Genomic DNA, 14407 nt, shown 5'->3' on the forward strand with positions numbered 1-14407 from the left:
GGCGCCGCCGGCGACGAAGCAATCCGGCGGCGTGCGACTTCAACGGCGCAACCGGACCGCTGCTGCGCGACGCGACACGACGGATTTTTTCGGAGCTTCCCCGGAACGCAGCGGCGGCGCGCTATTCGGCGTCCGGCTGCTGCGCCGGATGCGCGCGCTGAAACGCCGGCAGCGTCTCACAGTGCGCGGCGACGCGGGCCAGCGCCGGGTAGCGCGCCGGATCGCAGCCGAAGCGCGCCGCCGCATACAGCTGCGGCACCAGCACGCAGTCGGCGAGCGTCGGCGCGTCGCCGAACAGGAACGGCGTGCGCGGCCGCGCGGCGGCCTCGGCTTCGAGCCGGCTCAGCACGCGGTCGATGAAGTGGCGCAGCCAGGCGCCGCGCCCGGCGTCGTCGAGGCCGAGCGTGTCGCGCAGATAGTTCAGCGTGCCGGTGTTCTGCAGCGGCTGGATGTCGGCAACGATCGCCTGCGCGAAGGCCAGCACCGGCGCGCGCTGCAAGGGCTCGGCCGGGATCAGGCGCGGCGCCGGGTAGCGCGCATCGAGGTAGTCGATGATCGCCAGCGACTGCGCGCAGCGCAGCTCGCCGTCGACCAGCAGCGGCACGCGGCCCTGCGGATTCAGCGCGCGATAGGCCGGCGCGTTCTGCTCGCCGCCGGCGCGCAGCAGATGAATCGGCACGATGCGGTAGTCGAGGCCCTTGAGATTGAGGGCGATGCGCACGCGGTAGCTCGCCGACGAGCGCCAGTACGAGTAGAGGGTCAGCATCGGGCCGATCCGGTCAGTGGCGGGCGCGCCAGCTTAAAGATTGTTTACGCTGCGAGCACACCGCGGCGGATCTGGTCTTCCTCGATGCTCTCGAACAGCGCCTTGAAATTGCCTTCGCCGAAGCCCTCGTTGCCCTTGCGCTGGATGATCTCGAAGAAGATCGGGCCGATCACCGTGCTCGTGAAGATCTGCAGCAGGATGCCGTCGACCGGCGCGCCGTCGATGAGGATGCTGAGCTCGCGCAGGCGCGCCAGCGGCTCGCCGTGCCCCGGCACGCGCGCGTCGACGCGCGCGTAGTAGGTATCCGGCGTGTCCATGAACTGCACGCCGCGCGCGCGCAGCGCGGCGACCGTGGCGTAGATGTCGTCGGTCGCCAGCGCGATGTGCTGGATGCCCTCGCCGCGGTATTCGCGGATGAACTCCTCGATCTGCGACTTGTCGTCGGACGACTCGTTGATCGGGATGCGGATCTTGCCGCAGGGCGAGGTCATCGCCCGCGACACCAGGCCGGTCTGCTTGCCCTCGATGTCGAAGTAGCGAATCTCGCGGAAGTTGGCGATGCGCTCGTAGAAGCCGGCCCAGGTGTTCATGTTGCCGCGCGAGACGTTGTGCGTCAGATGGTCGATGCCGGTGAGGCCGACGCCTTGCGGCCAGCGCTCGACGCCGTCGAAGAAAAGGAAGTCGACGTCGTAGATCGTATGCTCGCCGTCGCCGCGCGCGCCGCCGCCGGCCTCGTAGCGGTCGACCAGGTAGAGCACGCTGTTGCCGATGCCGTAGACCGCCGGCAGGTTCAGCTCCATCGGCCCCGGCCGCGTGTCGAAGGCGACCGCGCCGTGCGCCAGCGCGTAGTCCTGCGCGGCCGCGGCGTCGCGCACGCGCCAGCCCATCGCGCAGGCCGAAGGCCCGTGCGTGCGCGCGAACTGCTCGAAGTGCGTGTACGGCGTGCCGTTGACGAGAAAGTTGATGTCGCCCTGCCGGAACAGTGTCACGTCCTTGCGGCGATGCCGGGCGACCGCGGTGAAGCCCATCATCTCGAACAGGGCATGCAGCTGGCGGATGCCGTCGACGCTCGGCGCGGTGAACTCGACGAACTCGAAACCGTCGGTCGCGAGCGGATTGGCGGTGGCGGGCGTGGCGTCGTTCATGGCAGTCGCTCGTTCAGGGACAAGGCGGGAAAAGGCACTCAGGCGGCGAGGCGCCGGCCGCGCGGCGGCACCGGCTCGTCGCCGTCGTAGAGGCGATCCGGGCTCAGCGCCGGCTGCGCCTGCAGCGTCTCGACGAGCGCCGACAGATCGCGCGTCATGACGTCGGCCAGCGCGGCGAGCGAGCGGATCACGAAGTAGGTCTTCTGGTAGCTGTCGATGCGATACGCCGTGCGCAGGCAGCGCGACAGCTCGAAGCGCAGGCGCCGCGGCTCGTCGCTGTCGACCGCGTACGGCGTCTCGCCGCCCGACGACAGGATGCCGGCGCCGTAGACGCGCAGGCCCTCGTCGCCGTCGATCAGGCCGAACTCAACCGTGTACCAGTACAGGCGCGCCAGCAGCGGCAGCGCGCCGTGCGGCAGCAGGCGCAAGGCCTGCTCGCCGTAACGCTGCACGTAATCGCCGAAGCGACGATCGAACAGCATCGGCACGTGGCCGAAGAAGTCATGGAAGATGTCCGGCTCGACGAGGTAGTCGAACTCCTCCGGCCGGCGCAGCCAGACGGTGACCGGAAAGCGGCGCGCCGCCAGGTGACGGAAGAACTGTTCGTCCGGAATGAAGCCCGGCACCGCGACCAGCCGCCAGCCGCTGGCCGGCACCAGGCGCGCGTTGACGGCATCCAGATCGGGCACGCCGTCGGCGGCCGCCATGCGCGCGAGCCCGTCGCGGAACTCGCGGCAGGCATAGGTCTGCAGCAGCTGCGCCTGGCGCGCGTACAGCCGCCGCCAGAGCGCGTGGTCGGCCTCGCCGTAGACGTGATCGCGCTGCTCGACCGTGAAGTCGGCCTTCGCCTTCGTGTAATCGCCGCGCAGCTCGTTGTCGGTGTGGGCGCCGTACATGGGTTCTCCTCCGGCGGGCGTTTTCGCCCTCGCCGCTGCCGCCCACTTTACGCGTCGTTCCGGCGGGAATGGCGGCGATCGATGCGCATTGAAGCGCCCGACAAGCACATAATCTCCACGAATCGAAAGAATCATGGTGAATTCATGCGAAACGACCTCGACCGCACCGACCTGCGCATCCTGCGCGAGCTGCAGAAGGACGGGCGCCTGCCGATCGTCGAGCTGGCCGAGCGCGTGTCGCTGTCGGCCACCGCCTGCCAGCGCCGCGTGCGCAAGCTCGAGGACAGCGGCGTCATCGCCCGCTACGCCGCGGTGCTCGACCCGGTCGCGCTCGGCCAGCAGGTACAGGCCTTCGTACGCGTCAACATCGAGCGCCAGTCCAAGGACACCACGCTGGCATTCCAGGACGCCGTGCGGCAGCGGCCGGAAGTGCGCGCCTGCTACGTGATGACCGGCGAACTCGATTACCTGCTGCACGTCGCCGTCGCCGACCTGCAGGCCTTCGCCGAGTTCTCGATGCAGGTGCTGATCGCCCTGCCCGGCGTCAAGGACGTGCGCTCCAGCCTGGTGCTCGACGCGATCAAGAAGGATGAGGGCGTGCGCCTGCCGTGAAGCCGAGCGGCGCCGGCTTTACTATGCCTGCTAATAGTAAGTAGACTTATCAAATCCGGACGCGGGGGTCGGGGGACCGTCGTCGATCCGTTTTTTGTCCTGCAGGTTCTTTATCGATGAAGACTCCGCCCCCGTGGAACACGACCAGCGGCCTGTTGCTCGAAGTCGGCCGCCTGTATCGCGAGGATTTCCGCCGCCGCGCCAAGCATCTGAAGCTGACGCAGTCGCAGACTGCGGCGCTGGCCTGCCTCGCCAAGCAGCCGGGCCTGACGCAGATCGGCCTCGCCGCCAAGATGGAAATCCATCCGGTCACGGTCACGCAGCTGATCGACCGCCTGCAGCGTGCCGGCTGGGTGCGCCGCGAAGTGCACGAGGACGACCGCCGCGCGTTCCGCCTCTACGTCACCGACAAGGCCGACCCGATCCTGTCGGAAGTCTGGAAGATCGCCGCCGACGCGCGCGAGCACGCGTTCCGCGGTCTCAGCGTCGACGAGCGCGAGCAGCTGCACGCGCTGCTGAATCAGGTCAAGAGCAACCTCGCCGGCCCCGATGCGGCCTGCCACCGTGGATGAACGCATGAACACCGATCCCGAAACCCCCCCCGACGCGCCGCGTCGCGAGCGCATGCGGCGCCTGCTGTTCAGCGCCGGCATCGCCGCGGCCGCGGCCGTCGCCGTCTACGTCTATGTGTTCGGCGGCCGTTACGTGTCGACCGACAACGCCTACGTGAAGGCCAACCTCGTCAACGTCAGCGCCGACGTCAGCGGCAAGGTCGACACGATCTACGTGCACGAGAACGAGCCGGTCAAGCACGGCGCGCCGCTGTTCCGCATCGACCCGGCGCCGTACGCCGTCGCCGTGCAGCAGGCCGAGGCGGCGCTGACGCAGACGCGGCTGCAGATCGGCGCGCTGAAGGCGACCTACGCGCAGAAGCAGGCGGCGCTGCGCTCGGCGCAGGCCGATCTGCGCTTCCGCGAAGTCGACCACCAGCGCGCCAAGGAACTGCAGGCGCTCGGCGCCAGCTCGACCTCGACGCTCGACGCGGCCACGCACGCGCTGCAGGTCGCGCAGAGCAGCATCAACGAGTCCGAGCACGAAGTCGGCGAAGTGCGCGCGCAGCTCGACGGCAATCCGGACATCGCCGTCGAGGATCATCCCGCGTACAAGGCCGCGCTCGCGGCGCTCGACAAGGCGCGCCTCGATCTGGCACGCACCGAAGTGCGCGCGCCGATCGACGGCATCGCCAGCAAGGTTCCCGAAGTCGGCGGCTACGTGCTGCCGGGCCTGCCGGTGCTGAGCGTGGTCGACGCGCAGGGACCGTGGGTCGAGGCCAACCTCAAGGAATCGCAGCTCGAACGCGTGCGCGCGGGCCAGAAGGTGGAGATCGACGTCGACGCCTATTCGCAGACGCGCTGGCACGGCACCGTCGACAGCATCGGCCAGGCGACCGGCGCCGAGTTCTCGCTGCTGCCGCCACAGAACGCCAGCGGCAACTGGGTCAAGGTCGTGCAGCGCGTGCCGGTGCGCATCCGCATCGAGCATCAGGACGGCGAGCCGCCGCTGCGCGCCGGCATGAGCACCGAGATCAGCATCGATACCGGCAGCGCGCGCGCCGGCGGCGTGCATCGCATGCTGTCGTGGCTCGGCCTCGAGGACGCGCAGGCGGGACAGTGAGCGGCCGGTCATGAGCACGACGATGTCGGCCGCGCAGCGCAGCCTGCTGACCGTCTCGGTGATGGCGGCGACGCTGATGCAGGCGCTCGATTCGACGATCGCCAACGTCGCGCTGCCGCACATGCAGGGTTCGCTCGGCGCGGCGTCCGACCAGATCTCCTGGGTGCTGACCTCGTACATGGTCGCGGCGGCGATCGCCACCGCGCCGACCGGCTACCTCGCCGCGCGCTTCGGCCTCAAGCGCCTGTTCCTGGTCGCGATCACCGGCTTCACGATCACCTCGATGCTGTGCGGCGTCGCCGCGACGCTGCCGCAGATGGTGCTGTTCCGCCTGCTGCAGGGCCTGTGCGGCGCGGCGCTGGTGCCACTGTCGCAGGTCGTGCTGCTCAACAGCTATCCCAAGGAGCAGCACGGCTCGGCGATGGCGCTGTGGGGCATGGGCGTGATGCTCGGCCCGATCCTCGGCCCGACGCTCGGCGGCTGGCTGACCGAGGTCTACAACTGGCGCTGGGTGTTCTACATCAACGTGCCGTTCGGCGTCCTCGCCTTCCTCGGCCTGTCGGCCGGACTGCCGAACGACCAGGAAGCGCCGCAGCCGAGGCTCGACCTGTTCGGCTTCGCGCTGCTGTCGCTGACGATCGCCGCGCTGCAGCTGATGCTCGACCGCGGCGAGACCAAGGACTGGTTCGAGTCGACCGAGATCCTGATCTACGCCGGCCTGACGCTGCTGGCGCTGTACCTGTTCCTCGTGCACACGGTGACGACGCCGCATCCGTTCATGCCGCTGCGCCTGTTCGCCGATCGCAACTTCGTCTCCGGCCTGGTCATGGTCGCGGTGATGGGCGTGGTGCTGTTCGCGACCTCGGCGCTGCTGCCGCCGTTCCTGCAGAACCTGCGCGGCTTTCCGGTCATCACCACCGGCCTCGCGGTCGCGCCGCGCGGCGCCGGCACGATGCTGGCGATGTTCGCCGTCGGCCGCCTGATCCGCTACGTCGATTCACGCTGGCTGATGTTCGTCGGCATGCTGCTGACCGCCTACTCGCTGTACTGGATGGCCGGCTACACGCTCGACGTGCCGATCTCCGGGCTGGTCGGCGCCTGCGTGCTGCAGGGACTCGGCATCGGCCTGGTGTTCGTGCCGCTGTCGACGATCACCTTCGCGACGCTGATCGCGCAGGACCGCGCCGACGGCGCCGCGCTGTTCAGCCTGGTGCGCAACGTCGGCAGCAGCATCGGCATCGCCGCGGCGTTCGCGTACCAGACGCGGATGACGACGACCAACCACGCCTATCTCGCCGAGCACGTCACGCCGTTCAATCCGGCGCTGGCGCAGTACGTCAACGCCAGCGGCGGGATCGAGTCGTCGCTCGGGCTCGTCGACGTCGCCGCCGAGCTGCAGCGTCAGGCCGGCATGCTCGGCACGATCGCCGACTTCAAAGTGATGATGTGGGGCGTGCTGATCGCCGCGCCGCTGCTGTTCCTGTTCCGCCGGCCGCTGGAGCTGACGACGTCGAGCGAACCGGCGGCGCTGGACTGACGCCGGCAGAGCGCGCGGCGCGCGGCGCCACCGCGCCGCGCGCCGCGAACGCGATCAGGACGCGAAGCCGCTGATCGGCGGCGCCTGCTGCGCGAGCTCGCGGTGCAGCACCTCGGCGAGCGCGGCGACGTGCTGGCGCAGCTCGGGCACCGCCGTCGCTTCCCAGTCGCGGTACTTCAGGAACGGACCGACGTAGTGCAGCCACGACGCGGCGACGCCGTCGTGGTCGCGCAGCGCGTAGTGCGCGTCGACCTCGAAGCCGAGGCCGAGGCGGTCGGCGCGCACCAGGCCGTCGTCACGCAGACCGGTGATCAGCGGATCGCGCAGGCGGCGCGTGTCGCCGTCCGGACCGGTGCAGTTGATGACGGTGCCGACGCTCAGCGCTTCGCTCGCGGCACGGCCGCGGCGGCGGAAACGCACGCGCACCGCCTCCGGCCGCTCGTCGTAAGCGCCGAGCCGGCCGGCGATCAGCGTCAGGCCGCCGCTGTCGACTTCGGCCTGCAGGCGCCGGCCCAGCTCCGGCGCGCAGCGATGCCGGTGGATTTCCCAGTACGGCCGCACGTGGCGCAGGAAGCGCTGGCGCTCGGCGAGCGGCAGCGCCTGCCAGAGCTGCGGCGTCAGCGCGCGCAGCGCGCCGATCACGTCGCGCCAGTCGCCGCCGGCGCGCGCGTGCACGGCGACCGCCGTGCGCACGGCGCGCAGATAGTTGCGCGCCGTCGGCCGCGCGAACATGCGCCGCGGCAGCTGCTCGTCGTAGACCGGCGGCGTTTCCAGATCGCGGTGCGCCTGCGGCATCAGGCCGCGGCGCGACAGCGCGTAGATCGGCGCCGTATGGCCGCGATCGCGCAGGTCGAGCACGACGTCGAGCATGGTCAGGCCGGTGCCGACCAGCAGCACCGGCTGGTCCGGCTTGACGACCCACAGCGCGTCCGGGTTCCAGGGATTGCGCACGTAGCGCGGGCTCGAATAGAACGCGCGCTGCTCGTCGGCGAGCGGCGGATCGGCCGGCGCGTAGTTGCCCATGCTCAGCACGACCTTGTCGGCCAGCAGCGCGTCGCCGTTGTTCAGCATCACGCGGGCGCCGCCGGCGGCCAGCGGCTGGATGCGATTGACGTCGCCGACCACGGCGCGGAAGCGACAGCCGCTCGGCGCGTGCACTGCGGCGTCGGCCAGCAGGCTTTCGAGGTAATCGCCGTAGGTGCGGCGCGCGACGAAGCTGCCGGCGCCGACCTTCGGATCGTGCCGCTGCGCGAAGCGCAGGAAGCCGTCCTCCTCGCCGGGCAGCGCGCCCATGCGGCCGGCCGGCACGTTGAGGACGTGGCTCGCGGTGCGCGTGCCGTAGGCGACGCCGCGCGCGAGCAGGCCGGAACGATTGACCAGCACCACGTCGAGCGGCGTGACCGGCGGCCGGCGCAGCAGCTGCACGGCCAGCGTGGTGCCGCAGAAACCGGCGCCGATGATGACGATCGTGGTCATGAAGATGCCCTCAGACGGAAGCGAAGCGGTCGGTCCACTCGACCAGCTTCGACAGGGTGCCCGGCTCGCTGGCGGCATGGCCGGCGTCGCCGACGACCTCGAACGCCGCTTCCGGCCAGGCCCGATGCAGGTCCCAGGCCGAGCGCATCGGACAGACGACGTCGTAGCGCCCCTGCACGATCACGCCCGGGATATGGCGGATGCGGTCGATGTTGGCGAGCAGCTGGTCGTCGCGCTCGAAGAAGCCGCGGTTGGTGAAGTAGTGACACTCGATGCGCGCGAACGCCTCGGCGAAGCGGCTTTCGCCGAAGCGCGTCACCATGTCGGTGTTCTGGAACAGCTTGCTTGTCGAACCCTCCCAGACGCTCCAGGCCCGCGCCGCGGCCGTGCGCACCGCCGGATCGTCGCTGGTCAGGCGGCGATGGAACGCGGACAGGTAATCGCCGCGCTCCGCCGGCGGAATCGCCGACTCGTAGGCTTCCCAGGCGTCGGGATAGATCCAGCTCGCGCCCTGCTGGTAGAACCAGTCGATCTCGGCGCGCCGCAGCAGGAAGATGCCGCGCAGCACCAGCGCGCGCACCGCCTGCGGATGTGTCTGGGCATAGGCGAGCCCCAGCGTCGAGCCCCAGGAGCCGCCGAACACGACCCAGCGGTCAATGCCGAGCTGCTGGCGGATGCGCTCCATGTCGGCGACCAGATCCCAGGTCGTGTTCTCGCGCAGCTCGGCGTGCGGCGTCGAGCGGCCGCAGCCGCGCTGATCGAACAGCACGATGCGGTACTTCTGCGGATTGAAGAACTGCCGGTGCCAGGGCTCCGAACCGCCGCCCGGCCCGCCGTGCACGAAGATGACCGGCGTGCCGGCGCGGTTGCCGCTTTCCTCGAAGTAGATCTCGTGCAGCTCCGAGACGCGCAGGCGGTGGGTCTGGTAGGGCTCGATCGGCGGATACGGCTGCGGCATGGCGTCGCTTCTTGCATTGCGTTGCGTGGGGATATGCGTAGCTTAACGTCTCCGTCGATTGCTGCCTGTAGGCGCCGGCAGTAACATCGCACCCAGGGCCACGTCGCATTCAGACGACCAGTTTCTCGGAGTGCAGGTGTACAGATTCAGGACCGCTTGGTTCGCGTTCGGCATGCTCGCAGCCGGCGTCGCGGTCGCCGCCGCGCAGGACGATGTCAAAGCCCCCCCGGAGACGGCCGCCCCCTTGCACAGCGAGGCCGCGGCGCCCGCCTCGAGCGCTGCTGCCGCCTTGCCAAGCTCGGTGCCCGGCTTCGCGACGCCCGGGCTCGGTACGCCGGCGATCGGCCGGGACTTCCCCCGCTATGACGCGCTCAAGCCGGCGGTGCAGTTCTGGACCAAGGTCTTCAGCCAGTACTCCGATCTGCAGAGCGTCGTGCACTCGTCGGTCTATCCGAACAAGGTCTTCACGGTGCTCGACTACCGCGACGCCGCGACCGTCACCGACCGCTTCGTGCTCGACAAGCGCCGGCGCGCCGAAGAGCAGGCCGCCAAGGACCGCGTCGACGAACTGCTCAAGCAGGTGCAGGCCAAGCAGTACGCGCCCGAGACGATGACGATCGAGGAGCGGCGCCTCTACGACCTGTTCGCCGACGTGCCGGGCGCCGACAAGTTCAAGCAGCAGATCGGCACGGCGCGCGTCCAGCGCGGCCTCAAGGAACGCACCGAGAACGCGCTCGAGGTCTCGAACCGTTACCTGCCGTCGATGGAGCAGACCTTCCGCGGCTACAACCTGCCGGCCCAGCTGACGCGGCTGCCGCTGGTCGAATCGAGCTTCAATCTCGACGCCTACTCGAAGTCCGGCGCCGCCGGCATCTGGCAGTTCATCCCGTCGTCGGCGCGCATCTACATGCGCCTCAACGACGTCGTCGATGACCGCCGCGATCCATGGACCTCGACCGACGGCGCCGCGCGCCATCTGCGCGACGACTACGCCCGCCTGCAGGACTGGCCGCTGGCGATCACCGCGTACAACCACGGCCGCAACGGCATCGCGCGCGCGCTCGACGCGGTCAACGGCCGCACGCTGATCGACCTGATCGAGCGCTACGACGGCCCGCGCTTCGGCTTCGCGTCGCGCAACTACTATGCGGAGTTCCTCGCCGCGGTCGACGTCGAGCGCGCCTACCGCGAGCGCGCCGGCCAGGCGCGCAACGCCAATCCGCTGGAGTTCGAGATCGTCGAAACCCAGCACTACGTCCCGTACGAAACGCTGCGGCGGCTCTGCGGCGCCAGCGACGAGACCTTCCAGCGCCTTAACCCGGCGTACCGGCCGGAAGTGATCGAAGGCAAGCTCTACGTGCCGCCCGGTCATCTGATCCGCGTCCCGTACGGCAGCGCGCGCACCTTCGAAGTCGGCTACGCCAAGCTCGGCAACCACGAGCGCTTCGACAACCAGCGGGCGATGTTCCTGCTGCATCGCGTCGCCAGCGGCGACAGCCTCGGCAAGATCGCGCGCCGCTACGGCATCGCGCAGAGCGCGATCCTCAAGGTCAACGATCTGAAGTCGGCGCACAAGCTGCGCGTCGGCGAGGTGCTGAAGATTCCGCCGAAGACCGAATCGCGGCCCGGACCGATCACCGTCGCCGTCGGCGATTCGACGCCGCAGCAGACGCTGCAGCAGAAGCTGAGCGAAGCACGCAAGGAACAGAGCGACAACGCCAGCGCGCGCACCAAGGCCCGCAGCCGCAGCAAGCCGTCGTACCGCACGCATCAGGTCCGCTCCGGACAGACGCTCAGCGGCATCGCCGACCGCTACAACGTCAGCGTCGCCGACCTGCGTGCCGCCAACAATCTGAAGGGCTCGACGATCCGCGTCGGTCAGAAGCTGCGCGTGCCGCTCGACAGCTGAAGCGCGGCCGCGCGCTCACAGCCACCAGGCAAAACCGAACACCAGCAGCATCGTCAGGCACAGCGCGAGCTTGGCGATGCTGCCGGCGAGCAGGCCGAGCCAGGTCGCGATGCCGACGCGCGCCGCATGCTCGACGCGGCTCTGCGCGACCAGCTCGCCGATCACGGCGCCGACGAAAGGCCCGAGCAGCAGGCCGGGCAATCCGAAGAACAGGCCGATGATGCTGCCGAGCAGCGCGCCGCTCACCGCCTGCCGGCTGGCGCCGACCTTGCGGGCGCCGAGCGCCGAGGCGACGAAGTCGATCACCACCGTCAGCACGACGATCAGCCCGAGCAGCGTCAGCGTCGGCCAGCCGACATGGCGATAGCCGTCGATCAGCGCGATCAGCCACAGGCCGAAGAACACCAGCGGCGCGCCGGGCAGGATCGGCAGCAGCGTGCCGATCAGGCCAGCGACGATGAGCACGAGCGCGAGGGTCCAGCCGAGGATCGGCCACAAGCTTTCCATCGGTGCGATTTTCCCAGTTGAACGGCGCTGCACTGTGCGCGGCTTTGGTCCTACACTCAAGCCAAATGAAGAACCCGCCCCGCCTCGCCCGCCGCGTTGTTCGCGATCGTCTGCGCGATCTGGCTGCCGCACCGGACTATCGCAGCTGGCGGGAAATCGCCACCGAGCTGGACCACCTCGAAGGCGGCGACGCCTGGAAGCAGGACGACACCAGCGACGACTACGACTACCTGCTGATCCAGGAACGCCTGCGGCAGATGCGCGCGCTGCGCAAGCGCGGCGACGCGCGCCAGCTGGCCTTCGACCTGTACGAAGGCCTGCATGGCAATCTCGGCAATATCTCCAATCCGGCGCTGTACGGCGTCGCCCGCCTCGGCACCAAGCGCCTGATCGAGGAGTACATCGCCGAGGTCGCGCGCTGCCTCGATTTCCTCTGCGCCGGCGACTTCCCCGACTTCGGCTTCGAGGACAAGATCCAGTTCTTCAAGCGCACGGCGACGACGTTCGGCCGCTCGGCGCTGATGCTGTCCGGCGGCGGCACGCTCGGCATGTTCCACCTCGGCGTCATCAAGGCCCTGCACGGCGAGCGCCTGCTGCCACGCGTGCTGTCCGGCGCCTCGGCCGGCTCGATCATCGCCAGCGCGGTCGCGGTGCGCAGCGACGACGAGATCAGCGCGATGTTGGCGCCGGGCGGCCTCAACCTTGAGGCCTTCCAGGCACTCGGCTGGCGCGAAATGATGCGCAAGGGTTTCGTGATGGACGGCGCCCAGCTCGAACGCTGCCTCGCCGCCAACATCGGCGACGACAGCTTCGTCGACGCCTTCGAGCGCACGCGCCGCATCGTCAGCATCACCGTGTCGCCGGCCGAGGCGCACCAGCAGGGCCGCCTGCTGAATTACCTGACGGCGCCGCACGTGCTGATGCGCAAGGCGGTGCTCGCATCCTGCGCCGTGCCGGGCATCTTCCCGCCGGTGCAGCTGGAGGCGCGCGACTACGAGCGGCGCATCGTGCCGTACCTGCCGAGCAAGCGCTGGATCGACGGCACGCTGTCCTCGGACCTGCCGATGCTGCGCCTCGCGCGCCTGCACAACGTCAATCACTACATCGCCAGTCAGACCAACCCGCACATCGTGCCGCTGCTGGCGAAGGCCGAACTCGAGCGCCGCGGCCTCGCGCCGCTGGCGGCGGATCTGATCAAGCAGGGCGGCAGCGGTGCCCTGCGCCTGGCACGAAAGCATCTGGACCCGTACGGCGGCGGCCGCCTGCTCGGCCAGATCGACAACATCGTGCAGCAGCGCTACTCGGGCGACGTCAACATCTTCCCGGTGCCGTCGCACCGCCGCATCCTGCGCCTGTTCAGCAACCCCAGCCACGACGACATCCAGCATTACATCGTCGAGGGCGAGCGCGCGACCTGGCCGAAGCTGGAGCGCATCCGCCTGCAGACGCGGATCTCGCGCACCTTCGAGGACTGCATCCGTCTGCTCAAGGAACGCGAGCACGCGCGGGTCAAGCCGCGGCCGCGCAAGCCGCTGCGCGCAGCCGGCTGAGCGCCGCCGACCGAAGCCGCCGATCGCCGCACGGCGATTGTTGCATCCGCGGCACGAAGGTTTTGCCGCCGCAGCGGCTGTCCGCCGCGTGATGGCAACGGCATGCTGCCGCCCGCCATCCGCCGTGGAGAAACCCCGTGCCGCGCCAGCTGCTCGTCGTGCTGCTCGCCTGTCTGCTGCTGCCCTTGCGCGCCCTCGCCGGCGACACGGCCTGGCTGGTGACCTGGACCGCCAGCCCGCAGGCCCCCTGGACCGGTGATTTTCCGCTGCCGCTCGGCGTACCCGAACGGCTATGGCAACAGACGATCCGCCAGAAGGCCCGCATCAGCATCGGCGGTCATCGCGTCCGCGTGCTGCTGTCGAACGAGTACGGCACGCAGCCGCTGCTGATCGGCGCCGCGCATCTGGCGCTCGCCGGCCCCGGTGCGGCGATCGTCGCCGGCAGCGATCGCGTGCTGACCTTCGGCGGCCAGCCGACGGCGCTCATCCCGCCGGGCGCGCCGCTGCTCAGCGACGCGGTCGATCTCGACGTCGGCGCGCTCGCGACCGTCAGCGTCAGCCTCTACCTGCCGCAGCCGACACCCGTGTCGACTTTCCACTGGGACGCACGGCAGACCGCCTTTGTCGGCAACGGCGACCAGACCGGCGCAGCGCTGCTGAGCACCGATGCGCAGCTGCAGTCGCGCCTGTTCGTGCGCGACATCATCGTCGAAGCGCCGGCCACCGCGCGCACCGTCGTCGCGTTCGGCGATTCGATCACCGACGGCAACGGCTCGACGCCGGATGCCCAGCACCGCTGGCCGGATTTCCTCGCGGCAAGGCTCGCCGGCGACCAGGTCGCCGTGCTCAACGCCGGCATCTCGGGCGCGCGGCTGCTGCGCGACCGCATGGGCGCCAGCGCGCTCGCACGCTTCGATCGCGACGTGCTGAGCCAGCCGCATCTGCGCACGGTCATCGTGCTGATGGGCATCAACGACATCGCCTGGCCCGGCCATGTGTTCGCGCCGACGGACGCGCCGGTCACGGCCGACGCGATCATCGATGCCTACCGCCAGCTGATCGCCCGCGCGCATTTGCGCGGCGTTCGCATCGTCGGCGCGACTCTGACGCCGTTCGAAGGCGCGCTCGCCGGCACGCCGTTCGCCGGCTATTACCGCGCCGAGCGCGATGCGCTGCGCCGGGACGTCAATCGCTGGATACGCGACGGCGGCGAGTTCGACGCAGTCGTCGACTTCGATGCGCTGCTGCGCGACCCGCAGCGTCCGCAACGGATGCTGCCGCGCTACGACTCCGGCGATCATCTGCATCCGGGCGACGCCGGCTATCGGGCGATGGCCGACGCGCTCGATGCCGGCCGGCTGTTCGGCGGCGGCTGAA

The 14407-nt window shown here is 69.7% G+C and carries 13 protein-coding genes; 7 read left to right on the forward strand and 6 right to left on the reverse strand.

The annotated features are described in order from the left end of the window. Positions 1–121: 121 nt before the first annotated feature. From maiA to phhA, 3 genes are read right to left on the reverse strand one after another with little or no spacing between them, the layout of a single operon-like run. Positions 122–766, reverse strand: coding sequence for a maleylacetoacetate isomerase (gene maiA / locus K343_RS0116830; RefSeq protein ID WP_043113035.1), 645 nt, complete (start codon positions 764–766; stop codon positions 122–124). A gap of 44 nt (positions 767–810) precedes the next feature. After that, entirely contained in the window at positions 811–1911 is a 1101-nt protein-coding gene (gene hppD / locus K343_RS0116835) for a 4-hydroxyphenylpyruvate dioxygenase (protein WP_028009057.1), read from the reverse strand. 38 nt (positions 1912–1949) lie between these two features. Further along, positions 1950–2807 (reverse strand): phenylalanine 4-monooxygenase, encoded by an 858-nt coding sequence (phhA, locus tag K343_RS0116840; protein ID WP_028009058.1) that lies wholly within the window; start codon positions 2805–2807, stop codon positions 1950–1952. 144 nt (positions 2808–2951) lie between these two features. Between phhA and K343_RS0116845 the strand changes: the two genes are divergently transcribed. The 4 genes from K343_RS0116845 to K343_RS0116860 all read left to right on the forward strand — a co-directional run bounded on the left by K343_RS0116845 (position 2952) and on the right by K343_RS0116860 (position 6630). After that, positions 2952–3419: an Lrp/AsnC family transcriptional regulator gene (locus K343_RS0116845; protein WP_028009059.1), complete on the forward strand. Its 468-nt coding sequence runs from the start codon at positions 2952–2954 to the stop codon at positions 3417–3419. 116 nt (positions 3420–3535) lie between these two features. Beyond that, positions 3536–3991, forward strand: a complete 456-nt coding sequence (locus tag K343_RS0116850) for a MarR family winged helix-turn-helix transcriptional regulator (RefSeq protein WP_043113037.1) — start codon at positions 3536–3538, stop codon at positions 3989–3991. 4 nt (positions 3992–3995) lie between these two features. Beyond that, a complete protein-coding gene (locus K343_RS22670; RefSeq protein ID WP_051278637.1) occupies positions 3996–5093 on the forward strand; it encodes an HlyD family secretion protein in 1098 nt (365 codons plus the stop codon). A gap of 10 nt (positions 5094–5103) precedes the next feature. After that, complete coding sequence (locus tag K343_RS0116860; protein WP_028009061.1) at positions 5104–6630, forward strand: DHA2 family efflux MFS transporter permease subunit; 1527 nt, start codon at positions 5104–5106, stop codon at positions 6628–6630. A 54-nt stretch (positions 6631–6684) separates the two neighbouring features. Here the strand turns inward: K343_RS0116860 and K343_RS0116865 are convergent, their stop codons facing one another. After that, a complete protein-coding gene (locus K343_RS0116865) occupies positions 6685–8112 on the reverse strand; it encodes an FAD/NAD(P)-binding protein (protein ID WP_169716655.1) in 1428 nt (475 codons plus the stop codon). Between the two features lie 4 nt (positions 8113–8116). Continuing rightward, positions 8117–9064, reverse strand: a complete 948-nt coding sequence (gene pip / locus K343_RS0116870) for a prolyl aminopeptidase (RefSeq protein WP_028009063.1) — start codon at positions 9062–9064, stop codon at positions 8117–8119. Between the two features lie 136 nt (positions 9065–9200). Between pip and K343_RS0116875 the strand changes: the two genes are divergently transcribed. Beyond that, a complete protein-coding gene (locus K343_RS0116875) occupies positions 9201–10973 on the forward strand; it encodes a lytic transglycosylase domain-containing protein (protein ID WP_245585225.1) in 1773 nt (590 codons plus the stop codon). 15 nt (positions 10974–10988) lie between these two features. On the opposite strand, the gene K343_RS0116880 is transcribed toward K343_RS0116875, so the two are convergent. Beyond that, a complete protein-coding gene (locus K343_RS0116880) occupies positions 10989–11480 on the reverse strand; it encodes a DUF456 domain-containing protein (protein ID WP_028009065.1) in 492 nt (163 codons plus the stop codon). Positions 11481–11545: 65 nt separating this feature from the next. Here K343_RS0116880 and K343_RS0116885 point away from each other — a divergent pair, with 65 nt between their 5' ends. Beyond that, complete coding sequence (locus K343_RS0116885) at positions 11546–13030, forward strand: DUF3336 domain-containing protein (protein WP_028009066.1); 1485 nt, start codon at positions 11546–11548, stop codon at positions 13028–13030. A gap of 137 nt (positions 13031–13167) precedes the next feature. After that, entirely contained in the window at positions 13168–14406 is a 1239-nt protein-coding gene (locus K343_RS0116890; RefSeq protein ID WP_028009067.1) for an SGNH/GDSL hydrolase family protein, read from the forward strand. The last annotated feature ends 1 nt before the right edge of the window (position 14407 follow it).

It is taken from the genome of Solimonas flava DSM 18980 (assembly GCF_000426685.1).
In the GTDB taxonomy this organism is placed as follows: Bacteria; Pseudomonadota; Gammaproteobacteria; order Nevskiales; family Nevskiaceae; genus Solimonas; species Solimonas flava.